We start from the raw sequence: 22216 nt of genomic DNA, 5'->3' as shown, positions 1-22216 counted from the left end.
TCAGCTGTCCTTGCGGAGGGCGTGGGCGAGCAGGTCGAGGAAGGAGCGGTTGATGAGGCTCGATTCGGCGGGCCGCAGCGGGCGCCGGGACAGCATCGCGGCCTGTCCGTAGAGGGCTTCGGCGCTGGTGCGGGCCAGCTCGGGCTCGTCGATGGCGACGGCGGTGCGCACCAGCGGGTTGAGCTGGTTGAGAATCAGCTGGGCCCGCGGTACCTCGTGGCGCAGGGCGCCGAGGATGTCGCCCCACAGGCCGCCCTCCTGCTCACGGGCGAGCTGGGAGCGGGTGCGTTCGTGCCGGGCCTCACGGCTGTCGATGAGGAGGGCCGGCGCGGAGACGGGCTGGAAGGTGCGCAGCGCGACGTCGCAGTCGAAGACGGCCAGGGCGTCGCGGGCCTGCGCGAGGTAGGCCGCGGCGGCGAGCTCGGTCTCCCGGTCGACGGGGTCGAGGTGGGCGGTGAGGGCCGCCGGGTCGAGGTCGGCGACCGTGGCTTCGGGCCTGATCTCGGGCAGCCGGTGGACCAGTTCGCGGTCGTAGGTGTAGCCGCCGTTGACGACGCCGAGCCCGGCGGCCGAGGCGATCGCGGCGACTTGCCGGAACTCCTCCACGCTGGACGTCACCAGCACGGTGCGGTGGGTGCGGGCGAACTCGTCGAGGGTGCAGTGCCCGTCGGTCGTCTCGAACGGCAGCCAGGGCAGCAGCATCCGCAGGATCTCGTCGTCGTGCACCGCGAGGGACTTCGCTGCCAGGTGGTGTGCCTGGAGGAAGCGGCCGAGCAGGTCCGGATCGCCGGCGGCGGTCCGGGCGATCCAGTCGCGCAGCCGCTCGGCGAGGGCGTCGCGGACGGCGGCGAGGGTGGCGTCCTCGTAGAGGGACTCGCGGGAGGCGGTCGGGCGCAGGCTTTCGGCGTCGACGACACAGCGGACGAAGAACGCCCAGTCGGGCAGGATCTCCTCGGCCTGCTCGGACAGCAGCATGCCCTTGACGTGCACGCGGTGGCCGTGGCGGCGCCCGGCCGGCACGGTCTCGGGCAGGACGCAGGCGATGCCCTTCAGGCCCACGGCCGGCAGGTCCAGCTCGATGGTGTCCAGCGGCTTGAAGCCGAAGGCCTCCTCACCGTAGGCGGCCAGGGCCCGGGAGCGGGCTCCCGGTGTGGGGTACGTACGGCTCCAGGGGGCGGGTTCGGGATTGACGGACGTGCCGGAGCGGTCGGAGCCGCCTGTGCCGTCGTCGAAGGTGACCGGGTGGCGCAGCAGGGATCCGAAGTGGCGGGCCAGGGCGTGCACCTGCGCCGGCCGGGTCCACTCCCCCGCGTCGGCGCGGGGCGTCAGGGTGACGGTGGTGCCGGGCCGGGGGCGGGCGGATGCGGGCAGGGTGCGGACGGTGTAGCTGCCGTCGCCGCGCCCGCGCCACTCCACGGCGGGTGCGTCGGGGGTGCGGGCGGAGCGGCTCAGGACGTGGATCTCGTCCGCGACCAGGAAGCAGGAGAGCAGGCCGATGCCGAACTGGCCGATGAAGTCGCCCCGTTGCTCTGCGAGGCGGTCGGCGCGCTTGCTGCTGCGGCCGATGGTGGCGAGGAAGCCGTGCACGTCGGCCTCGGTGAGGCCGACGCCGTCGTCCTCGACGCGTACCACCGAGCCGTCGGCGTGCAGGCGTACGCCGAAGGCGCCGACGGGGGCGGCGGGTTCGAGGGCGTGCCGGGCGGTCAGGGCGTCCACCGCGTTCTGCATCAGTTCGCGCAGGTAGACGCGGGGACTGGAATAGAGGTGGTGGGAGAGGAGATCGACGAGGCCGCGCAGATCCACCTGGAAGGTGCGGTCGGTGGCGGCGTGGTCGGTGGGGTGGTGACGCAGGGGCATGGGGCAGTCCGGGGTGGTGTGAACGGCGGGGTGGGCGATGGTCCGCGGACCGGGCCGAGGACGGCCGGGGCGGGGCGGCCGGCGGCTCAGAAGGCCTTGCGGAAGCGCGCGTACACCTTCTGCGGGTCCGCCATGAAGGTCCACGGCCACTCGGTGAACACGCCTTCCAGCTCGCGGAAGACATTGGAGGCAGTACTGCTGCCCGCCAGCGAGAGGGCCATGGCGAAGATGTTGTAGTCGCCCTGCCAGCCCAGGCGGCGCTCGTACGCGTGGTGCAGGATGCTGCGCTCGGCCGCTTCCCTCAACTCGGTCCGGATCCGGGGGTGCTGCAGGCAGTCGCGGTTGTCGGACTCCACCCAGTCCTCGATGTGCGCCATGGCGACGGCGCAGCCGAGCCGGTGCCCGTCGGGCGCTCCGGCGAAGGCGTTCCTGGCGAACGCGAGGGCCTGGCCCGGCTCTCCGCCCCAGCGGGGCTGAAGGTGCAACACCCACTCCAGGTGGAGGTCCAGGTTCAGCGGATCACGCCGCAGACCGGCTGCGAGCCGGGCCTCCTGGACGCTGTCGTCGAGGGACATGCCGCGTCCCGAGGTGAGCAGATGACGCCACGGTGTGACCCAGTCGGGCCGCAGCTCGGCGGCCTCCAGCAGGTGCTCCTCGGCGATGCGCAGCCGCTCGTAGAAGGTCTGCCACTGATCGCGGCTGACGTCCACGGCACGGGCGGACGTACGCGCCTCCCAGCCCCAGGCGACATGGCGCGCACCCGATATGAGCAGGGCGGTCGCCCGGAGTTCCTTGTCGTCCTTGTCCTCCTCGGCGGCCCGGACGATCCATTCCTCCAGACCGTCCACATCGGTCAGTTGCCCCAGGACCGCTTGTTCGCTGCCGAGGTCGAAGGGGGCGAGGGCCGCCTTGACCGCCGCCCAGTCACCGGCGTCGGCCGCTTCCACCAGGGCGAGCACCCGGGCGTCCCCGAGTGCGCGCAGTTTGTACGTCCCGTTCTTCTGCCTGCGCGAGACGGGCAGGGCGTGCGCATCCGCCGTCGGTCTCTCCCCGCCCCCACCGAACAGCTTGCCGAACATGCCGCGCCCTCCCCTGGTACCGCGTGATCTTCCGGTGCAGCATAGGCGGACCCACCGACATGCTCTCCACCGGGTTTTCACCGGCGCTTCACGCGTCGGGACAGCGTGGCACCGAGGCCCGGCGGCGCCGGACCGCAGCGGTGTCCGGGTCTTGTGCCGGGCTTCGGCAGGAACGGGTGGCTGGAGCCGTCCGGCGAAGTCGGCCTCGCCCCCGCGGTCAGCTGTCGGGAACGCGCAGCGCCAGGACGGCGACGTCGTCGTCGTTGCCCGCGGGGCGGACCCGGCGCAGGAGCTGGTCGGTGAACGAGGCGAGGGGCCGGTGGGCCAGGGCGGCGGCGTGCTGGCGCAGTCGGTCCAGCCCCTCGTCGAGGGTGCGGCGGGGCGCTTCGACGAGTCCGTCCGTGTACAGCACGAGGGTGGAACCGGGCGGGAGCTGAGCGGTGGCGTCCCGGCGCCGGGTGCCGGTCTGGGTGCCCAGCAGGATGCCGTGGCCGTCGGTGAGGTAGCGGGCCAGGCCGTCCCGGCTGATCAGCAGCGGCGGGGGGTGTCCCGCGTTGGTCCAGGACAGCTGCCAGCCGTCGTCGGCCGGTTCGACCCGGGCGAAGATCGTGGTGGCCATGGTGACGTCGGTGATGTGCTGGATCGCCTCGTCGAGCCGTTCGACGATCCGGCTGGGCGGCTCGTGCTGGGACCAGGCGTAGGCCCGGAGCATGTTGCGGACCTGCGCCATGCCGGCCGCCGCCTCCAGATCGTGGCCGACGACGTCCCCGATGGCCAGGGCGGTGGAGGCGTCGGACAGAGGGAAGGCGTCGTACCAGTCGCCGCCGACCTGGGAGGCGTCGGGGGCGGGCAGGTAGCGGACGGTCATCTGCAGGCCGGGGACGCCCGGCATCTGCGGCAGCAGATGGTTCTGCATGGTCTCGGCGACCTTGCGCTGGCGCTGGTAGAGGCGGGCGTTGTCCAGGGCGAGGCCGGCCCGGCGTGCGATGTCCTCGATGAGGGGGAGGTCGACGGGTGTGAAGGGCGCCGATTTCTCGTCGCGGCCCAGGGTGAGTGCTCCCAGGACGGCGCGGGTGCTGCGGATGGGAGCGATGGCGGCGGAGCGCATGCCGGTGACGTCGAACAGGCGACGCTGCTCGACCGCGATGCCGGAGTCCGGTGCCCCCTGGTAGGTCTGCGGGCCGGCCAGGTTGGAGGCGACCCCGCGCAAGGCCCTGGACAGCGGCATCGGGGATTCCTCGGGGATCGGCGGCATCGGCCCCTGCAGGTCCTCGTGGGGGGTGAGCTTCTCGCCGTCGGCGTGGACCACGATGGTGCGCCACACCTCGTCCCGCTCGGTGATCAGGTCGACGACCACCCAGTCCGCGAGGCCGGGCAGGACCAGGTTCACCAGCCGCCGCAGCGCCTCGTCCACGTCGAGTGTGGAGGTGAGCCGCGTGGTGGTCTCGGCGAGCAGGGCGAGTCGTGCCAGCTCCGACAGCGGCTGCGCCGCCGGCTCCGGCTCCGGCTCCGGCTCGCTGACGTTCGTGTGGCCGGGGGCGTGGAAGACGACGAGCGTGCCGCCCTGCCGGCCATCGAGGTCGTAGGGGGTGATCAGCCAGGAGATGCGCAGCACGGTGCCGTCGCCGCGGGCGAAGTAGTCCTCGTCGGCCTGGGCCGTGCGCCCGGCGTGGAAGGCCTGCCGCATGGCGCACTGCGTCCTCGGCAGGGGCTGCCCTTGCGGGCCGCGGTGCAGCAGGTCGTGGGCGTCGTGTCCGATCAGGTCGGCGGCGGGCCGGCCCAGCAGGCGCTCGGCATGGGCGTTCACGGCGATGATGCAGCCCTGCTCGTCCACGACGTAGGCGCCTGCGCCGATGGCTTGCAGGGACGCGGTCGGCGCGACGGGCGCTGTCGGCACGGACGGCCCCTGAAAGGTCTCCGTGTACTCCGGCCCCGTCATCGCGGCCTCCCTGCCGATCGGGCCGGCCTCCCGCTCGCCGGCGTTCCCTGCTTGCTTGCCCTCCCCGTATGCCCATACGCGGGAAAATTCCACGTGACGCGGCCACGTCGCTGCATCCGGCACGCCGTGCGGGCCTTTGACCTGCGGTCCCGGCGAGCGGACCGGCCGGGCGGGGGCTAGCCGGGCAGGGCGCGGCCGGCCGCCGAACGCCCTCAGCTCAGGTCGAGGTCGGCGTGCAGCAGGCTGTGGTCCGAGGACGAGGTCGGATGCACGCGGTGCCTGAGCGGGACAACGCCTCGCAGGAACACGTAGTCGAACTTGCTCTGCCAGTCGGTCGTCGGCACACAGCTTCCGGTGGGCGACGGACGGCACTGCGGGTCGGCGTCCGTGGCCAGTGCCCAGATGCCGGACAGTTCGGGGGCGTCCGGCACGGCGTTGAAGTCGCCGAGGACGATCGCACGGTCGTGCCGGGCGACCTCCGCCGCGAGCACACGGACCTGCTCCGCCCGGACCGCCTCCTGACGCCGCTGGGCGAGATGGGTGTTGAAGACCCGGACGGACCGGCCGTCGACGGTGGTGGTGACGGCCATGTACCCGCGGTCCTCGGAGCCGCCGTCCGGGTATTCCACGGTGACCGGTTCCGTCATCGGCGCGGCCGACAGGACCGCCTGGCCGAAGGCCCCCGGGCTCCACGGCGTGCCCCCGCAGCGGCCCCACTTGCGCAGCACCGACCCGTACTCGACGTGGTAGGCCAGCCCGTGCAGGTTCTCCAGATACTCCCGGATCCTCTCGACGTCACGCACACACGCTTCCTGCAGACCGACGACCTGGGGCGCGTACGCGGCGATCTCCGCGGCCTTGTCGACGTCGCTCGCCGAGCAGGGGTTGCAGATGTTCCAGGTCATGACCCGGTTCGGCACGACGTCCCGGGCCGCCACGGCGGGCTGTGCGTCGGCGAAGAGGGCACCGTTCGGTGCACTGGGGCCGACAAGCACCACGCAGACCGCCAGCATGACGCCCGCGAGCCACCGCGCGCCCGTCCTGTCGAGCACCATCGCCTCCTCTGGGGCCACACCCGGCTTCCGACGCCTCCACGCACGAGGTTATGGGACGGGATCGTCGGCAACCCAGGTGACGCGTGATCTCGTCACCGCGGCCACGGCTCACGATGGTTCGGGCGCGGAACCGAAAGGCGGCGCGGCTCACGCCACGCTCCGCGGTTCTGGCGCCTTCGACGGTGAGCGACAAGGCTGTGCGTAGGGTGGCCGGACTGGTAGTCGATGCGGGCGGTGCGACATGGAATGGCAGAAGTTCGCCGAGGAAATGGCCGTGCTCGCACGGACTCTGCTGAAGCAGGACTCGGTGCAGCAGACGCTGGACGAGATCGTGGCGTCGGCCGTGCGGCTGGTGGACGGCTGTGATGCGGCGGGGATCCTCGCGGTGCGCAAGGGCCGTGCCGTCACGCTGTCCTCGTCCGGTGACATGGTCGAGGAGTCCGACCGTCTGCAGGGCGAGCTGGGCGAGGGGCCGTGCTTCGATCTCGCCCGGCAGGCGGACGACGAGCGTGTGTTCCGGATCGATGACATGACCCGGCCCCGGCCCGACTGGCCGCGCTACGCCGAGGCCGCGCGCGGGCTGGGCATCGGCAGCATGACCGGTGTCCTGCTCTACACCCACGAAGAGGACTTCGGCGCGCTCAACCTGTACGCCCGCCGCCCGGGCACCTTCACCGAGGACATCGCGACCGCCGGCTGGCTGCTGGCCTCTCACGCCGCCGTCGCCCTCGCGGACGCCCGCACCATCGACCAGCTCGAGCACGCGCTGGAGACCCGGCACGCCATCGGCGAGGCCATGGGCATCCTCATGGAGCGCCACAGGATGAGCGACGAGGACGCCTTCAACGTGCTGCGCAACATCTCGCAGCACCACAACATCAAGCTGCGCGACGTCGCCCAGCGGGTCCGGGACAAGCGCTCCGGCAAGCAGACCTGAGGCGCAGGACACCCCGGTCAAACATCCCATGTAGCGGTACCAGGCCACCCCTCTCGGTCATTCCCCATGCCCGCATTTCGCCCGGTAACGGTGATGTTTCGCCTGCGTGGCAAGGTTCTTTCGCCCACGCTCTGGACAACCACGGAAACATCCCCGTTAATTCATCCCATGTCGTCGGCGCTCCTTCCGCCGGGTTCACGAGACGGAGTCAGTGGCTCCGCTCCCTGTCGCCGCTCATGAACCCCGCCCGACAGCCATGACCTCGGCCCGGCAGGCCGCCCTCGCCCCACCGGATCCGCGACCGTCATGAGCACAGCCGTGCCCGTGGCCCGTCGCGCCCGCCCACGGACAACGGAGTCGTCACCATGCCACTGCCCGACCGCCCTCTCGGCCGCAGAAACTTCCTCGCCGCAGCCGCTCTCGCGACCGGCACCACGGCCCTGCCCGGCCTGGTGTTCGCCCCGCGGGCCGCCGCAGCCGTACCGCCCCAGGTCACCCTCCCCGACCGCGGCATCTGGGACGCCGCCGCCTCCTCGACCTGGACCGACGGTTTCCTGAGCGGCAACGGCGAGTACGGCGCCGTCTACTACGGGGCGCCGACGCTCGAGAAGATGATCCTCAACCACCACCGGTTCGTCCTGCCCAACGGCAGCCGGGACGTGATGCCTCCGGTGATATCGCCCTACCTCGAGTCCGCCCGGGACAAGGCCCTGGCAGGTGACTACGCCGGTGCCTCCTCGACCTTCGCCCACGGGTGGAACCTGCGCTGGACGCAGACCTTCCACCCCGGTTACGAACTGCAGCTGTCCACCCCGGGCATGACCACGGTCAACGACTTCGCCCGGATCACCGACTTCCGCACCGGCGAGGTCACCCACACCTGGACCGACCCGTACGGCACCTGGAAGCGGCACGTCTTCGTCTCCCGCGCCGATCAGGTCATCGTCCACGAACTGCTGCCGGCCACCGGGCGCACCGTGGACACCACCATCGGCGTCAACACCGCCCTCGAAGGCGTGCCGGCCGGCGTCTCCTACACCACCACCGCCACCAAGAGCGGCACCGACGGCTACCTCAACCTGCGCGGCACCTATCCGTCCGGGGGCGCGTACGGCTACGAGGGCGTCACCCGGGTCGTCGTCACCGGCAGCAACGCCTCGGTGACCGCGAGCGGGGCGACGCTCGTGGTCGCCAAGGCCACCAAAGTGCTGCTGCTGACCAAGCTCGGCCGGTACGAGACGGCCACCGGCTGGGACGCAAAGCCGCTGCAGGCCGCGCTCGCGGCGCTCACCGCCGACTACGCCACCCTGCTGGGCCGCCACGCCCCGAAGCACCAGGTGATGTACGACCGCTCCAGCCTCGACCTGAACGTCTCCACCGCCGACCGGCAGCTGTCCACCAGCGCCCTGATCGCGCGGCAGAAGAGCAACTCCTCCACCATCGACCGCGCGCTGCTGGAGCGCATGTACGACTCCGGCCGCTACCTGTTCGTCAGCTCCAGCGGTGTCCTGCCACCGCGCCTGACCGGCATCTGGACCGGCACCTGGAACGGTTCCTGGGCCGACGACATCACCACGGACGCCAACATCAACCTGCAGGTCGCGGGCGGCAACATCCTCGATCTGAGCGACGCCATGCAGGGCTACTTCGAGCTGGTCCTCGGCCAGCTGGCCCACTGGCGGGACAACGCCAAGAACCTCTACGGCGCCCGCGGATTCCTCGCCCCGTCCCGCACGGACGGCGAGTACGGGCACATGCTGCACTTCAACAGCGGCAGCTTCCCCGGCCAGGCGTGGACCGGCGGCGCCGACTGGCTGCTCTACCCGCTGCTGGAGTACTACCAGGTCACCGGCGACGCGGACTTCCTGAAGAACAAGCTGGGTCCCGCCCTGATGGAGCTGGCCCTGTTCTACGAGGACTTCCTGACCCGTACCGACTCCAAGGGCAAGGCCGTCTTCGTTCCCTCCTACTCCATGGAGAACCTCCCCACGAGCACCGGCCAGGCGTTCTCCATCAACGCCACCGGCGACATCATGGCCGGCAAGCACGCCCTGCAGGCCGCCATCGACGCGGCGAACGAGCTCAACGTGGAGCAGGGCAGCGGCCAGGGCGTGCAGCGCTGGACCGCGCTGCTGGCCAAGCTGCCCGACTACACCGTCAACGGCGACGGGGCGCTGGCCGAGTGGTCCTGGCCGGGCCTGACCGACCGCTACGACCACCGGCACGTCCAGCACCTGTACGGCGCCTGGCCACTGCACGAGATCAACCCCGAGGAGAAGCCCGACCTCGTCAAGTACGCCCGCAGGGCTCTGGACCTGCGCGGCGACCAGAACTACTCGGCCCACGGCAGCCTGCACCGGGCCCTGGCCCGCGCCCGCCTCAAGGACGGCCCGGGCGTCTACACCAACCTGCTGAAGATCTACGGCAGGAACATGGTGTGGCGCTCCCTGATGACGTCCCACAACCCCAACCTGGACATCTACAACTGCGACGCCGCCAACGCCATCCCGGGCGTGCTCGGCGAGGCCCTGGTCTACTCACGCCCCGGTGTCCTGGAGATCCTCCCGGCCCTCCCGGACCAGCTGCCCTCCGGCACCATCAAGGGCGTTCGGGGCCGCAACCGCATCACCGTGCGGTCCCTGACCTGGGACACCGGCGCCCGCACCGCCACCGTCGCGCTCGTCTCGGACATCGACCAGGACATCACGTTCGTGTGCCGGCGCGGCATGACCTCCGTCAGCACGTCGGCGACCGTGAAGACGTCTCCGCTGGGCAATCACGCCCGGGTCGTGTCGCTCACCGCCGGGACGGTCACCACGATCACCGTCGGCCTGCTGACGGGCACGTTCAAGCTGGTCAACCACAACAGCAGCAAGGTCATGGAGGTGGCGGGCTCCTACACCGACAACGGCGGCTCCGTCATCCAGTACGACTGGTCGGGCAGCCCCAACCAGCAGTGGAAACTGCTGCCCGACCACGACGGCTCGTTCCGCCTGTCCAACGTCAACAGCGGCAAGCTCCTGGACAACCCCGGCAGCTCCACCAGCGCCGGCACGGCCCTGGACCAGTGGTCGGACACGAACTCCCCCAACCAGTGGTGGAAGCTCGTACCGGCGTCCACCAGCGGCTACTACCGCCTCGTCAACGTCAGGAACGGGCTCTGCGCGGACGTACAGGGCAACTCCACCGACAACCGCGCGAAGGTCATCCAGTGGCCCGTCGGCAACGGCTGGAACCAGGAGTGGCAGCTCGTGGGACTGTGAGCGGCGTCATGAATCCATCCCCTCATTGATGGGATGGATCTAGCCCGCAGGCATCCCAGGGGTCCGACCCTAGATCGTTTGACGCGTTTTACCAGCAAGTTTCTGCACACCCCTAGACGGCGCCACTGGGCGCCGTCTATAAACATCCCATCTCTTCATCAGCGACACACAGCTGTCGTGCCGGCGTAACAACTCCCGCTACGGGACCAGCGCGAGGAATCCAACGATGAGACTCAGATCCGTTCTCTGCTCCACCGCGGCCGCCCTCTCCTCCCTGGCGCTGCTCAGCGCCTGCGGCGGCGGCTCCACCACCGCCGCCTCGTCGGGCGACAAGCCTCTCGTGGGCGTCGACTACCCCCGCTCCGACACCGACTTCTGGAACTCGTACATCAAGTACACCCCCCAGTTCGCCAAGGAGCTGGGCCTGGACCTGAAGACCACCAACTCCCAGAACGACGTCGCCAAGCTGACCGCGAACGCGCAGACCTTCATGAGCCAGGGCGTCAAGGGCGTCGCGATGGCCCCGCAGGACACCGCCGCCATCGCGCCCACCCTGGCGCAGATGGAGGCGAAGAAGATCCCGGTCGTCACCGTGGACACCCGCCCCGACAGCGGCAAGGTCTACATGGTCGTCCGCGCCGACAACCGGGCCTACGGCGAGAAGGCCTGCCAGTTCCTCGGCACCAAGCTGGGCGGCAAGGGCAAGGTCGTCATGCTCCAGGGAGGCCTCGACTCGATCAACGGCCGTGACCGCACCGAGGCGTTCAACGAGTGCATGAAGAAGAACTACCCCGCGATCAAGGTCTTCGGTGAGGCCACCAACTGGGACGGGGCGATAGCGGCCCAGAAGCTCCAGACCGATCTGACGGCCCACCCGGACATCAAGGGCGTCTACATGCAGTCCAGCTTCGCCCTGTCCGGCACGCTCCAGGTGCTCAAGCAGCGCGGTCTGCTGGTCGACCCGAAGAACAAGAAGCACGTGTTCGTGGTCTCCAACGACGGCATCCCCGAGGAGCTCAAGAGCATCGCCGCGGGCAAGATCGACGCCACCGTCTCCCAGCCGGCCGACCTCTACGCCAAGTACGCCCTGTACTACCTGAAGGCCGCGATCGACGGGAAGAAGTTCAAGCCCGGCAAGACCGACCACGACAGCACCATCATCCAGGTCCGTCCCGGCCTGCTGGAGGACCAGCTCTCCGCCCCGCTGGTCACGGCGGACGGCGGCACGTACGGCGGCGTCCCCAGCGTCAAGAGCGACGACAAGGCCCTCTGGGGCAACAACCTCGGCTGACATGCCCCGGCAGAGCGACGGCTGACGAGATCTAGGCGGTTGAGATGAAGGACGGGGAGCGAACAGCGAACCCCGTGCCCGCCCCGGCGGACGAGGGGCGGGCCGCCACGGGCCTGCCCGTCGTCGAGGCGACGGGCATAGTCAAGCGATTCGGTCCGACGGTCGCCCTGAACGGCGCCCGGATCACCATCAGGGCGGGCGAGACCCACGCGCTCGTCGGACGCAACGGGGCGGGCAAGTCCACCCTGGTGTCCGTCCTCACCGGTCTGCAGTCCCCGGACGAGGGCAAGGTCACCTTCGGTGGCAGTCCCGCCCCACGGCTCGCGGACCGCGACGCCTGGCGCCGGCGCGTGGCCTGTGTGTACCAGAAGTCCACGATCATCCCCACGCTGACCGTCGCGGAGAACCTCTTCCTGAACCGGCACGACCACGGCCGCAACCGGCTGATCAGCTGGACGGGCGTGCGCCGCCGGGCGCAGGAACTGCTGTCGACCTGGTCGGTGGACGTCGACCCGCAGAGCCCGGCCGGCGACCTGAACGTGGAGCAGCGGCAGTTCGTGGAGATCGCCCGGGCGCTGTCCTTCGGGGCCCGGTTCATCATCCTCGACGAACCCACCGCGCAGCTCGACGGGGCGGCGATCAACCGGCTCTTCGACCGCATCCGCGACCTGCAACGCCAGGGCGTGACCTTCCTGTTCATCAGTCACCACCTGCAGGAGGTCTACGAGATCTGCGACATGGTCACGGTGTTCCGCGACGCCCGGCACATCGTGACCGCCCCGGTCGCCGGCCTCCCCCGCACCGAGCTGGTCGCCGCCATGACCGGCGAGGCGGCGGCGGACCGGCGGCAGGAACGCCCCAGCAGCCTGGACAGCACCGCCCCGCCGGCGCTGTCCGTACGCGCGCTGGGCCGTGACGGCGACTACGGCGACGTGACGTTCCGGGTGGGCGCCGGGGAGATCGTCGGACTCGCGGGGGCCGCCGCCAGCGGCCGTACCGAGGTCGCCGAGACGGTCGTGGGTCTGCGGGCCCCCACCACCGGAAACGTCGAGATCGCCGGGCGGCGGCCCCGGCCGGGCAGCGTGCCCGCCGCCCTCGCCGCCGGTGCCGGCTTCGTCCCGCAGGACCGGCACCACCAGGGTTTCGTGCCCGACATGTCGATCGCGGACAACGCCACGCTGTCCGTGCCCCAGCGGCTCGGCTCCAACGGGTTCTTGAACCGCGGCCGGCGGGACCGGCTCGCCGAGGACATGATCCGGAACCTGGCGATCAAGACACCCGGCCCTGAGCTGCCCGTCTCCGGACTCTCCGGAGGCAACCAGCAGAAGGTCGTCATGGCCCGTGCCCTGGCCGACGACCCCCGGCTGCTCGTCCTGATCAACCCGACCGCGGGCGTGGACGTGCGGTCCAAGGAATTCCTCCTCGGCAAGGTCGAGGAGACCGCTCAGAGCGGCACCGGAGTACTCATCGCCTCCGACGAGCTCGACGACCTGCGCATGTGCGACCGCGTCCTGGTGATGTTCCAGGGCCGTGTGACCAACGAGATCGCCCGAGGCTGGCACGACCACGACCTCGTCGCCGCGATGGAAGGAATGGACCTCGATGCCTGAAACCGTCGTCGCCGACGCGTCCCCGACCACGACGGACGCGCACCGCGCGAAGCGGACCGCGCTGCTCGGCGGCCGGATCCCGCTGGCCCGGCTGCGCGACCTCGCCCTCGTTCCGGCGATCGTGGCCATCGCGATCGTCGGCCAGATCGTCAACCCGGTCTTCCTGCAGGCCGACAACCTCATCAACGTCCTGCAGACCATGTCCGAGATGGCGCTGCTGGTCCTCGCGCAGACGATGATCCTGATCGTCAAGAAGATGGACCTGTCCCTGGAGTCCACGATGGGTCTGGCGCCCGGCGTGGCCGCCTGGCTCGTGGTGCCGGCCGGAGCCGGACACGGGCTCGGGCTCCTGCCCGGTGGCCTGTCGATCCCCGTGACCCTGGCCGTGGGCCTGCTGATCGGCGTCGTCAACTCCGTGCTGATCATCCGCTTCGGCCTCAACGGCTTCATCGTCACGCTCGGCATGCTGATCGTGCTGCGCGGCATCCTCACCGGCATCTCCGGCGGCCAGACGTTCTTCCAGTTGCCGTCGTCGATGCTCTACCTGGGCACCGCCCAGTGGTTCGGCATGCCGGCCTCGATCTGGATCTGCCTGACCCTGTTCGCCATAGCGATCGTCGTCCTCGGCTGGACCAGCTTCGGCCGTTCGCTCTACGCCATCGGCGGCAACGTCGACGCGGCGAAGGCGGCCGGCATCCGCACCGACCGGGTGCTGTGGATCGTCATCGTCACCGGCAGCCTGCTCGCCGCCCTCGCGGGCCTGATGCTCTCCGGACGGCTGGCCTCGGTCGCCTCCGCCCAGGGCAACGGCTACATCTTCACCGTGTTCGCCGCGGCCGTCATCGGCGGCATCAGTCTCAACGGCGGCAAGGGCACCGTGTTCGGCGCCTTCAGCGGCATCCTGCTGCTCTTCATGATCCAGAACGTACTCACCCTGGCCGGTGTCCCGGCCCAGTGGATCGGCGCCCTCAACGGCCTGATCATCCTGGTCGCCCTGACCATCTCCCGCATCACGGGCGGCAAGGTCCAGGACTGAACCGGGCGGCCCTCGCCGCCGGACACCGATCACCCCACCATCCTTCCCGTCGCAGGGGGCCGCGTGCCCCGCCCGCCCCCACAGGAGTTGCCGCCATGTCCTCCGCCGAGCCCTCAACCGCCCGCATCATCGCCCTGGACGTCCTGGACGTCCGCTTCCCCACCTCCGAGCATCTCGACGGCTCGGACGCGATGAACCCCGAGCCCGACTATTCGGCCGCCTACGTGGTCCTGCGCACCGACGCCGGCGACGGGCTGGAGGGCCACGCGCTGGCCTTCACCACCGGCCGGGGCAACGACGCGCAGGCCGCCGCCATCGCCACCCTCGCCCCGCACGTCGTCGGACGGTCGGTCGAGGAGGTCTGCGGCGACCTCGGCGCCTTCTCCCGCTCCCTCGTCCACGATCCCCAACTGCGCTGGCTGGGGCCGGAGAAGGGCGCCATCCACATGGCGACGGGCGCCGTCGTCAACGCCGCCTGGGACCTCGCGGCCAAGCGCGCCGGCAAGCCCGTCTGGCGCTTCCTCGGCGAGATGTCCCCCGAGGAGCTCGTCGCGCAGGTGGACTTCCGCTGGCTGTCCGACGCGCTCACCCCCGAGGAGGCCCTGGAGATCCTGCGCCGCGCCGAGCCGGGCCGCGAGCGGCGCATCGGCCTGCTGATCGACGGCGGCTACCCCGCTTACACCACCACCCCGGGCTGGCTCGGGTACTCCGACGAGAAGCTGGCCCGGCTGTCCCGCGAGGCGGTCGCCGACGGGTTCACGCAGATCAAGCTGAAGGTCGGGGCGTCCCTGGAGGACGACATCCGGCGCATGCGCGTCGCCCGCGAGGCCGTCGGCCCGGACATCCGCGTCGCGGTCGACGCCAACCAGAGATGGGACGTCCAGCCGGCCATCGACTGGATGCGCGAACTGGCCCCCTACGACCCGTACTGGATCGAGGAGCCCACCTCCCCCGACGACATCCTCGGCCACGCCGCCGTCCGCAAGGCGCTCAGCCCCATCAAGGTCGCCACCGGCGAGCACATCGCCAACCGGGTCGTCTTCAAGCAGTTGCTGCAGGCCGGTGCGGTGGACATCGTGCAGATCGACTCGGCGCGCGTCGGCGGTGTCAACGAGAACATCGCGATCCTGCTGCTCGCCGCGAAGTTCGGCGTGCCGGTCTGCCCGCACGCGGGCGGTGTGGGCCTGTGCGAGATGGTGCAGCACCTGTCGATGTTCGACTACGTCGCCGTCTCCGGCACCACCGAGGACCGCGTCATCGAGTACGTCGACCATCTGCACGAGCACTTCGTCGACCCGGTGCGCATCACCGACGGCCACTACCTGGCGCCGACCCTGCCCGGGCTGAGCGCGCAGATGCACCCGGAGTCCCTCAAGGAGTACTCCTTCCCCGACGGCCCCGTCTGGTCCTCCCGTGTCTGAGTTCCTGCCCCTGGTCGACTCCCACCACCACGTGTGGGACCTGGACCGACGCCCGCAGCCCTGGCTGGACGAGCCGGGCCTCGAACCGATCCGCCGCACCTACGGCGTCGAGGACTTGCGACGGGAGGCGATCCGGCCGATCGCCGGCCGGTGGCTGACCCGTACGGTGCTCGTCCAGTGCGTCACGTCCGTGCCGGAGACGGCGGAACTGCTCGTACTCGCCGACAAGGACCCCCTGATCGGCGCGGTCGTGGGCTGGGCCGATCTCGCCGGCGCCGACGTCGGGGACATGCTCGACGTGCTCCTCGCCGGTACCGGCGGCTCGTACCTGCGGGCCGTACGTCACCTCGTGCAGGGGGAGCCCGATCCGGAGTGGTTGCAGCAGCCGGTCGTCGAACGGGGCCTGCGTGCCGTCCAGGACCGGGGCCTCGGCTACGACGTGCTCATCCGCAGTCATCAGTTCCCGCAGGCCATCCGTCTCGCCCAGCGCTTCCCCGAGCTTCCCCTGGTCCTGGACCACGCGGGCAAGCCGCCCATCGGCCCCCACGCCCACCGCGACACCCTGCCCGACTGGCAGCGGAGGGTGCGGGTGCTGGCCGGCTTCCCCCAGGTGCGGTGCAAGGTCTCCGGACTGATCACCGAGGCCGACCACCGCGCGTGGACCATCGCCGACATCCGGCCGGTGTGGGACACCCTGCTGGCCGCCTTCGGCCCCCACCGGCTCATGTTCGGCTCCGACTGGCCCGTCTGCGTCCTGGCCGGCGGCTGGGCCCGCTGGGCGGCCACCGTCGAGGAGCTGCTGCGCGGTTTGTCCGAGTACGAGAAGCAGGCGCTGCTGTGCGACACCGCGGCCGGCTTCTACCGGCTGTACGACACGTAGGGAGGGGTCCTTTCATGCTGCTGACCGAACTGCTCCACCCCGGCATTCTCGAAGCGCTCGCCGGAGCCGGGCACGGGGCCCGGGTCCTGCTCGCCGACGGCCACTACCCCGCGAGCACCGCCGTCGGGGAACGGGCGAGGACCGTCCACCTCAACCTCTCCCCCGGCGTGCTGGACGTCACCACCGTCCTCGACGTGCTGCTGCGGGCCCTGCCCGTCGAGACGGCCCATGTGATGGTGCCGCCCGCGGGGGAGCCCGAACCGCCGGCCATCGCCGAGTACCGCTCCCGGCTCGCGCCCGTCCCCGTCGAGACGCTCGGCCGCTTCGAGTTCTACGACGCCGCCCGCTCCCCCGACCTCGCCCTCGCCGTCGTCACCGCCGACATCCGTACCTACGCCAACCTGCTGCTGACCATCGGCGTCCGCGCTGAAAGGACCCTGACCCCACGATGACTCTCGCCGTCCGCTATCTCGCCGCCCGAACGCTCGACACCGCACCGGCCGAAAGCACCGCACCCGGCCCGGGCGAGGTGCAGGTGGCCCCCGCCTACGTCGGCATCTGCGGCACCGACCTGCACATCTTCCACGGCGACATGGACGCCCGCGTCGCGGCGCCCGCCGTGCTCGGGCACGAGATGTCCGGCCGCGTCGTCGCGGTCGGGGCCGGTGTGGAGGGCTGGCGCCCCGGAGACGCGGTCACCGTGATGCCGCTGCGCTGGGACGGCACCTGCCCGGCCTGCCGCTCCGGTCACCGGCACATCTGCCAGCACCTGGATTTCATCGGCATCGACTCCCCCGGCGCGATGCAGCAGCGCTGGACCGTGCCCGCCTCCACCCTCATCCGCCTGCCCCACTCGCTGCCCCTGGACCAGGCCGCGCTCGTCGAGCCCACCGCGGTCGCCGTGCACGACGTCGGCCGGGCCGGTGTCCGCCACGGCGAGAAGGTCGTCGTGGTCGGCGGCGGTCCGGTCGGCATCCTCATCGCCCTGGTCGCCCGGGCCGCCGGTGCCGAGGTGCGCGTGGTGGAGCTCAGCGCGCACCGCCGCCTGCTCGCCGAGGAACTCGGTCTGACCACCTGGGACCCGGCCGCCGCGGACGTCCTCTCGCTCGTCGGCGAGTGGACCGGCGACGCGGGCGCCGACGTGGCGTTCGAGGTGTCCGGCGCCGCCGGCGGCGTCGACACCGCCGTCGAGGTCCTCGGCGTGCGCGGGCGGCTGTGCCTGGTCGCCATCCACCCCAGGCCCCGCGAGATCAACCTGCACCGCTTCTTCTGGCGCGAGCTGACCCTCGTCGGCGCCCGCTTGTACGACCGCTCCGACTTCGAGAAGGCGGTCGCCCTGGTCGCCGACGGCACCGTCGCCGCCCACCGCCTCATCAGCAAGGTCGTCCCGCTCACCCAGGCCCCGGCCGCCTTCGAAGCCCTGGAAGGCGGCGGTGACGTGATGAAGATCCTCGTCGACTGCACCACCGACTCCGAGGAAGCCGCCGCATGAACGCCTTCGACCTCACCGGAAAGCTCGCCGTGGTCACCGGCGCCAGTCGCGGCATCGGCCGCGCCATGGCCCGCGGGCTCGCCGAGGCCGGCGCCGACATCATCGGCGTCAGCGCGTCCCTGGAGCCGGGCAGCGACGTCGAGAAGGACGTCACCGCCGCGGGCCGCGCCTTCGAGGCGATCCGCACCGACTTCGCCGACCCCGAGGCCGTGCGGGCCCTCGGCGCGGACCTCGCCGGGCGTGAGCGCCCGGTGGACATCCTCGTCAACAACGCCGGCACCATCCGCCGCACCCCCGCCGCCCAGCACTCGGACGCGGACTGGGAGCTGGTGCTCCAGGTCAACCTCAGCGCACAGTTCGCGCTCACCCGCGCGGTCGGGGCGGGCATGGTCGCCCGCGGGCACGGCAAAGTCATCTTCACGGCGTCGCTGCTCAGCTACCAGGGCGGCATCACCGTCCCCGGCTACACCGCCGCCAAGCACGGCATCGCCGGCCTGACCAAGGCCCTGGCCAACGAGTGGGCCCCGCACGGCGTCAACGTCAACGCCATCGCCCCGGGTTACATCGCCACCGACAACACCCAGGCGCTCCAGGACGACCCGGCGCGCAGCAAGGCCATCCTGGAGCGGATCCCGGCGGGCCGCTGGGGCTCCGCCGACGATCTCGCCGGTGCGACCGTCTTCCTCGCGTCGGGCGCGGCCGACTACATCCACGGCACCACCCTGCCCGTCGACGGCGGATGGCTCGGCCGATGAACACGACGCGTGGCTCCGAGCTGACGGCCGTTCTCGCGGGGGCCCGTCTCCTGCCCGTGCTGACCGTGCCGTCCGTGGCGAGTGCCGGCCCCCTGGCCGACGCGCTCGCGGCGGGCGGTGCCCGGTGCGCCGAGGTCACCTTCCGCACGCCCGACGCCGAGCTGGCCCTCAAGGCGATGGCGGCGCACGGTGGTCTGACCGTCGGAGCGGGCACCGTCCTGACGGCCGAGCAGGCGGAGCGGGCCGTGGCGGCCGGAGCCCGGTTCCTCGTCTCCCCGGGCTTCGACGCGGACGTCATCGACAGGGGCCGGGAGTTGGGGGTCCCGGTCGTGCCCGGCATCGCCACGGCCACCGAACTGATGCGCGCGCTGAAGGCGGGCCTGGACACCGTCAAGCTGTTCCCTGCCGAGCCGCTCGGCGGCATCGGGATGCTCCGGGCGCTGGCGGCGCCCTTCCCGCAGGCGCGTTTCGTACCCACCGGCGGCATCGGCCCTGAGCTGATGCCCGGCTACCTCTCCCACCCGGCGGTCCTCGCCGTGGGCGGCAGCTGGATGGTCACCTCCGGCCACCTGGAGCGCGGAGAGTACGCGGAGATCCGCCGGCTGACCGCCGAGGCGGTGGAGAGGAGTATCCCGTGACCGAGGTGATCGCCCTGGGCGAGGTGATGCTGCGCTTCGACCCGGGCGAGGGACGGATCAGCACCGCCCGCTCCTTCCAGGTGTGGGAGGGGGGCGGTGAGTACAACGTGGTGCGGAGTCTGCGCCGCTGTTTCGGCCTGCGCACCGCGGTCGTCACCGCCCTCGCCGACAACGCCGTCGGCCGGCTCGTCGAGGATCTGATGCTGCAGGGCGGTGTCGACACCTCGCTGATCCGCTGGGTCCCCGACGACGGCATCGGCCGCGGCGCCCGCAACGGCCTCAACTTCGTGGAACGCGGTTACGGCATCCGCGGTGCTCTCGGCGTCAGCGACCGCGCGCACACGGCTGTGTCGCAGCTGCGGAAGGGAGACGTCGACTGGGACGCCGTCTTCTCCGGCCCGGTGCGCTGGTTCCACACCGGCGGCATCTTCGCGGGCTTGTCGGAGACCACCCTGGATGTGGCCGACGAGGCGATGGCCGCCGCGCGCCGTCATGGCGTGACCGTCTCCTACGACCCCAACTACCGTCCGAGCCTCTGGGCCGGCCGCGGGGGCGCCGACGGCGCCCGGGAGGCGGACCTGCGCCTGGCCCGGCACGCCGACGTCGTCGTGGGGGCCCTCGGTCTCGCGGGCAGCCGTCCGGGCGCCTGTCGCCTCACGGCCGACGAGGTTCCCGACGCGCTCGCCGAGGTGGCCCGCCTGCTGCCCGGGGTGAGCGTGCTCGCCACGACGCTGCGCGAGGTGCCGTCCGCCGGCGTCAACGACTGGTCCGCGCTCGCCTGGTCCCCCGGAACGGGCATCGTCGCCGGCCCGCGCATGCCCGGACTGCACGTCCTGGACCGCATCGGTTCGGGCGACGGCTTCGCCGCGGGGCTCGTGTACGGCCTGCTCGCCGATGCGGGCCTGGAACGGGCCCTCGCCTACGGCACCGCCCACGGCGCCCTCGTCATGACCACCCCGGGGGACGTCTCGATGGCGACCCTCGCCGAGGTGGAGGCGCTCGTCGCGGGCGGTTCGGCCCACGTCAGACGCTGACCGCACGCACCCGGAAGTCCCCGAGGAGAACGTCTTGCGCCGCCGAACGATCCGCAACACCTGTGTCGAACTCACCGAGCTCGGCTTCGGAGCCTCCGTGATCGGCAACCTCTACCGCACCACCTCACCCGAGGAGGCGTCGGCCGCGGTCGAGGCCGCCTGGGACGCCGGCATCCGCTACTTCGACACCGCCCCGCACTACGGTCTCGGCCTGTCCGAACGACGCCTGGGCGCGGCGCTGCGCGACAGGCCCCGCAGCGAGTACGTCGTCTCCTCCAAGGTGGGCCGCCTGCTGGTCCCCAACGAAGACCCGCGTGGTGTCGACAGCGAGGGCTTCGTCGTCCGCGACGACGTGCGCCGGCAGTGGGACTTCAGCCGGGACGGGGTACTGCGTTCCATCGAGGCCACGCTGGAACGCACCGGCCTGGACCGCCTCGACGTGGTCTACCTGCACGACCCCGACGACCACTGGCGGCAGGCAGCCGACGAGGCCATGCCCGTCCTCGCCGACCTGCGCGACCAGGGCGTGATCGGCGCGATCGGCGCCGGCATGAACCAGTCCGCCATGCTCGCCCGCTTCCTGCGCGAGACCGCCGCCGACGTCGTCATGCTCGCCGGCCGTTACACCCTGCTCGACCAGGGCGCCCTCGACGACGTCCTGCCCGCGGCGCGGGAGACCGGCAAGAGCGTCGTCGCCGTCGGTGTCTTCAACTCGGGTCTGCTCTCCCGCGACCGTCCCGCCGCCGGCATGAAGTACGACTACCAGGACGCCCCGCCCGACCTCGTACGGCGTGCCCTGGCCATCGCGGAGGTCTGCGAGGCCCATGGCACGACCCTGCCCGCCGCGGCCATCGCCTTCCCCCACACCCACCCCCACGTCGTCAACGTCACCCTCGGCATGCGCAACGCCGGCCAGGTCACGCGCAACGCCGAGCTCCACCGGCGCAGCACTCCCGCCGGCCTCTGGAACGACCTCCTCGAAGAGGGACTCATCCGGCCCGACGTGCCCCTCGGGCGGGTCCCGCACGGTGACGGCGTCTCCGAGAGGAGCACCCCATGTCCCTGACCGACAAGGCGATCGCGCGGATCCGCGAGCTCATCGCCTCCGGTGCGCTCCCGCCCGGCTCCAAGCTGCCTCCCGAGCAGGAACTGGCGGCCCAGCTCGGCCTGTCCCGCAACCTGGCCCGGGAGGCGGTCAAGGCGCTGGCCGTGGCCCGCGTCCTGGAGGTCAGACGGGGAGACGGCACCTACGTCACCAGCCTCCAGCCGGGTCTGCTGCTCGAAGGTCTCGGCGGCGCGGTGGAGCTGCTCCAGGTGGACCCGCGCGTCGTGCTGGACCTCATGGAGGTCCGGCGCCTGCTGGAACCCGTGGTCACCGCGCTGGCCGTCGCCCGGATCTCGGACGACGGCCTGGCCGAGGTGAAGGGGCATCTGGACGCGATGCGGGAAGCGAGCGGGGTCGAGCAGTTGAACGCCCACGACGCGGCGTTCCACCGGGCCATCACCAACGTGACCGGCAACGAAACCCTCATCACCCTCCTCGAAGGCATCTCGGGCCGCACCCTACGCGCCCGCATCTGGCGCGGCCTGGTCGACAGCCGCTCCCGCGAGCGCACCCTCGCGGAGCACGAGGCCATCTACGCCGCCCTGGCCGCGCGGGACGCCGCACTCGGCCACGCGGCGGCACTGCTGCATGTCAGCAACTTCGAGCAGTGGCTGCGGGAGCACCTGGAGTCCACGAGCGGCTCGCCCGAGAGCGGCCCGGCAGGCGGGCTCGCCTCCTGACCGGAGCCAGGACCGCCCACGCGAGGGGCGTACGGTCAGGACGCCCCGGGAGACCGGGCCTGCACCACGTCCCCGCCCCGGCTACAACCAGGGATCTTCGGCCGGTCCTGCCGGTATCATCGGCGTCACATATGACGGCCCGCC

General features: G+C 71.4%; 18 protein-coding genes. 14 read left to right on the top strand and 4 right to left on the bottom strand.

Going from position 1 to position 22216, the window contains the following annotated elements:
• The 4 genes from AB0F04_RS18900 to AB0F04_RS18885 form a co-directional block, all read right to left on the bottom strand.
• Positions 1–1857 (bottom strand): HSP90 family protein, encoded by a 1857-nt coding sequence (locus tag AB0F04_RS18900; protein ID WP_362042915.1) that lies wholly within the window; start codon positions 1855–1857, stop codon positions 1–3.
• Positions 1858–1943: 86 nt separating this feature from the next.
• Positions 1944–2936 (bottom strand): hypothetical protein, encoded by a 993-nt coding sequence (locus tag AB0F04_RS18895; RefSeq protein WP_362042913.1) that lies wholly within the window; start codon positions 2934–2936, stop codon positions 1944–1946.
• A 217-nt stretch (positions 2937–3153) separates the two neighbouring features.
• Positions 3154–4875, bottom strand: a complete 1722-nt coding sequence (locus tag AB0F04_RS18890; protein ID WP_362042911.1) for a SpoIIE family protein phosphatase — start codon at positions 4873–4875, stop codon at positions 3154–3156.
• A 212-nt stretch (positions 4876–5087) separates the two neighbouring features.
• Positions 5088–5930 carry an endonuclease/exonuclease/phosphatase family protein gene (locus AB0F04_RS18885; RefSeq protein ID WP_362042909.1) on the bottom strand — a complete coding sequence of 281 codons (843 nt, stop codon included), beginning with the start codon at positions 5928–5930 and terminating at the stop codon, positions 5088–5090.
• A 241-nt stretch (positions 5931–6171) separates the two neighbouring features.
• Between AB0F04_RS18885 and AB0F04_RS18880 the strand changes: the two genes are divergently transcribed.
• The 14 genes from AB0F04_RS18880 to AB0F04_RS18815 all read left to right on the top strand — a co-directional run bounded on the left by AB0F04_RS18880 (position 6172) and on the right by AB0F04_RS18815 (position 22072).
• On the top strand, positions 6172–6867 hold the full coding sequence (locus AB0F04_RS18880; protein ID WP_362042907.1) for a GAF and ANTAR domain-containing protein: 696 nt from the start codon (positions 6172–6174) through the stop codon (positions 6865–6867).
• A 365-nt stretch (positions 6868–7232) separates the two neighbouring features.
• Positions 7233–10130: an RICIN domain-containing protein gene (locus AB0F04_RS18875; RefSeq protein ID WP_362042905.1), complete on the top strand. Its 2898-nt coding sequence runs from the start codon at positions 7233–7235 to the stop codon at positions 10128–10130.
• A 226-nt stretch (positions 10131–10356) separates the two neighbouring features.
• On the top strand, positions 10357–11421 hold the full coding sequence (locus AB0F04_RS18870; protein ID WP_362042903.1) for a sugar ABC transporter substrate-binding protein: 1065 nt from the start codon (positions 10357–10359) through the stop codon (positions 11419–11421).
• Between the two features lie 44 nt (positions 11422–11465).
• Positions 11466–13031 carry a sugar ABC transporter ATP-binding protein gene (locus tag AB0F04_RS18865; protein ID WP_362042900.1) on the top strand — a complete coding sequence of 522 codons (1566 nt, stop codon included), beginning with the start codon at positions 11466–11468 and terminating at the stop codon, positions 13029–13031.
• Positions 13024–14067, top strand: coding sequence for an ABC transporter permease (locus AB0F04_RS18860; protein ID WP_362042898.1), 1044 nt, complete (start codon positions 13024–13026; stop codon positions 14065–14067). The genes AB0F04_RS18865 and AB0F04_RS18860 overlap by 8 nt, the downstream gene beginning before the upstream one ends.
• Before the next feature lie 95 nt (positions 14068–14162).
• On the top strand, positions 14163–15488 hold the full coding sequence (locus AB0F04_RS18855; RefSeq protein ID WP_362042896.1) for an L-fuconate dehydratase: 1326 nt from the start codon (positions 14163–14165) through the stop codon (positions 15486–15488).
• The gene (locus AB0F04_RS18850) at positions 15481–16368 is read left to right on the top strand and encodes an amidohydrolase family protein (protein WP_362042895.1); all 888 of its coding nucleotides are present in this window, start codon (positions 15481–15483) and stop codon (positions 16366–16368) included. Before AB0F04_RS18855 ends, AB0F04_RS18850 begins: the two co-directional genes overlap by 8 nt.
• A 14-nt stretch (positions 16369–16382) precedes the next feature.
• Entirely contained in the window at positions 16383–16820 is a 438-nt protein-coding gene (locus AB0F04_RS18845) for an RbsD/FucU domain-containing protein (RefSeq protein ID WP_362042893.1), read from the top strand.
• Complete coding sequence (locus tag AB0F04_RS18840) at positions 16817–17860, top strand: alcohol dehydrogenase catalytic domain-containing protein (protein ID WP_362042891.1); 1044 nt, start codon at positions 16817–16819, stop codon at positions 17858–17860. Before AB0F04_RS18845 ends, AB0F04_RS18840 begins: the two co-directional genes overlap by 4 nt.
• Positions 17857–18615: an SDR family oxidoreductase gene (locus AB0F04_RS18835; protein WP_362042889.1), complete on the top strand. Its 759-nt coding sequence runs from the start codon at positions 17857–17859 to the stop codon at positions 18613–18615. The genes AB0F04_RS18840 and AB0F04_RS18835 overlap by 4 nt, the downstream gene beginning before the upstream one ends.
• A complete protein-coding gene (gene eda, locus AB0F04_RS18830) occupies positions 18612–19253 on the top strand; it encodes a bifunctional 4-hydroxy-2-oxoglutarate aldolase/2-dehydro-3-deoxy-phosphogluconate aldolase (protein ID WP_362042888.1) in 642 nt (213 codons plus the stop codon). Before AB0F04_RS18835 ends, eda begins: the two co-directional genes overlap by 4 nt.
• Complete coding sequence (locus AB0F04_RS18825) at positions 19250–20287, top strand: sugar kinase (protein WP_362042886.1); 1038 nt, start codon at positions 19250–19252, stop codon at positions 20285–20287. Before eda ends, AB0F04_RS18825 begins: the two co-directional genes overlap by 4 nt.
• 34 nt (positions 20288–20321) lie before the next feature.
• On the top strand, positions 20322–21353 hold the full coding sequence (locus tag AB0F04_RS18820) for an aldo/keto reductase (RefSeq protein WP_362042884.1): 1032 nt from the start codon (positions 20322–20324) through the stop codon (positions 21351–21353).
• Positions 21344–22072 carry a FadR/GntR family transcriptional regulator gene (locus AB0F04_RS18815; RefSeq protein ID WP_362042882.1) on the top strand — a complete coding sequence of 243 codons (729 nt, stop codon included), beginning with the start codon at positions 21344–21346 and terminating at the stop codon, positions 22070–22072. The genes AB0F04_RS18820 and AB0F04_RS18815 overlap by 10 nt, the downstream gene beginning before the upstream one ends.
• The last annotated feature ends 144 nt before the right edge of the window (positions 22073–22216 follow it).

It is taken from the genome of Streptomyces sp. NPDC029041, assembly GCF_040637515.1.
Lineage (GTDB): Bacteria > Actinomycetota > Actinomycetes > Streptomycetales > Streptomycetaceae > Streptomyces.
Note: the sequence above shows the minus strand (reverse complement) of the source record. Positions and strands in the feature narration are given on the sequence as shown.

Excerpts from the sequence above, each read along its gene's own strand:
- AB0F04_RS18900 (WP_362042915.1), bottom strand. The coding sequence starts at position 1,857 with ATGCCCCTGCGTCACCACCCCACCGACCACGCCGCCACCGACCGCACC.
- AB0F04_RS18895 (WP_362042913.1), bottom strand. The coding sequence starts at position 2,936 with ATGTTCGGCAAGCTGTTCGGTGGGGGCGGGGAGAGACCGACGGCGGAT.
- AB0F04_RS18890 (WP_362042911.1), bottom strand. The coding sequence starts at position 4,875 with ATGACGGGGCCGGAGTACACGGAGACCTTTCAGGGGCCGTCCGTGCCG.
- AB0F04_RS18885 (WP_362042909.1), bottom strand. The coding sequence starts at position 5,930 with ATGGTGCTCGACAGGACGGGCGCGCGGTGGCTCGCGGGCGTCATGCTG.
- AB0F04_RS18880 (WP_362042907.1), top strand. The coding sequence starts at position 6,172 with ATGGAATGGCAGAAGTTCGCCGAGGAAATGGCCGTGCTCGCACGGACT.
- AB0F04_RS18875 (WP_362042905.1), top strand. The coding sequence starts at position 7,233 with ATGCCACTGCCCGACCGCCCTCTCGGCCGCAGAAACTTCCTCGCCGCA.
- AB0F04_RS18870 (WP_362042903.1), top strand. The coding sequence starts at position 10,357 with ATGAGACTCAGATCCGTTCTCTGCTCCACCGCGGCCGCCCTCTCCTCC.
- AB0F04_RS18865 (WP_362042900.1), top strand. The coding sequence starts at position 11,466 with ATGAAGGACGGGGAGCGAACAGCGAACCCCGTGCCCGCCCCGGCGGAC.
- AB0F04_RS18860 (WP_362042898.1), top strand. The coding sequence starts at position 13,024 with ATGCCTGAAACCGTCGTCGCCGACGCGTCCCCGACCACGACGGACGCG.
- AB0F04_RS18855 (WP_362042896.1), top strand. The coding sequence starts at position 14,163 with ATGTCCTCCGCCGAGCCCTCAACCGCCCGCATCATCGCCCTGGACGTC.
- AB0F04_RS18845 (WP_362042893.1), top strand. The coding sequence starts at position 16,383 with ATGCTGCTGACCGAACTGCTCCACCCCGGCATTCTCGAAGCGCTCGCC.
- AB0F04_RS18840 (WP_362042891.1), top strand. The coding sequence starts at position 16,817 with ATGACTCTCGCCGTCCGCTATCTCGCCGCCCGAACGCTCGACACCGCA.
- AB0F04_RS18835 (WP_362042889.1), top strand. The coding sequence starts at position 17,857 with ATGAACGCCTTCGACCTCACCGGAAAGCTCGCCGTGGTCACCGGCGCC.
- eda (WP_362042888.1), top strand. The coding sequence starts at position 18,612 with ATGAACACGACGCGTGGCTCCGAGCTGACGGCCGTTCTCGCGGGGGCC.
- AB0F04_RS18815 (WP_362042882.1), top strand. The coding sequence starts at position 21,344 with ATGTCCCTGACCGACAAGGCGATCGCGCGGATCCGCGAGCTCATCGCC.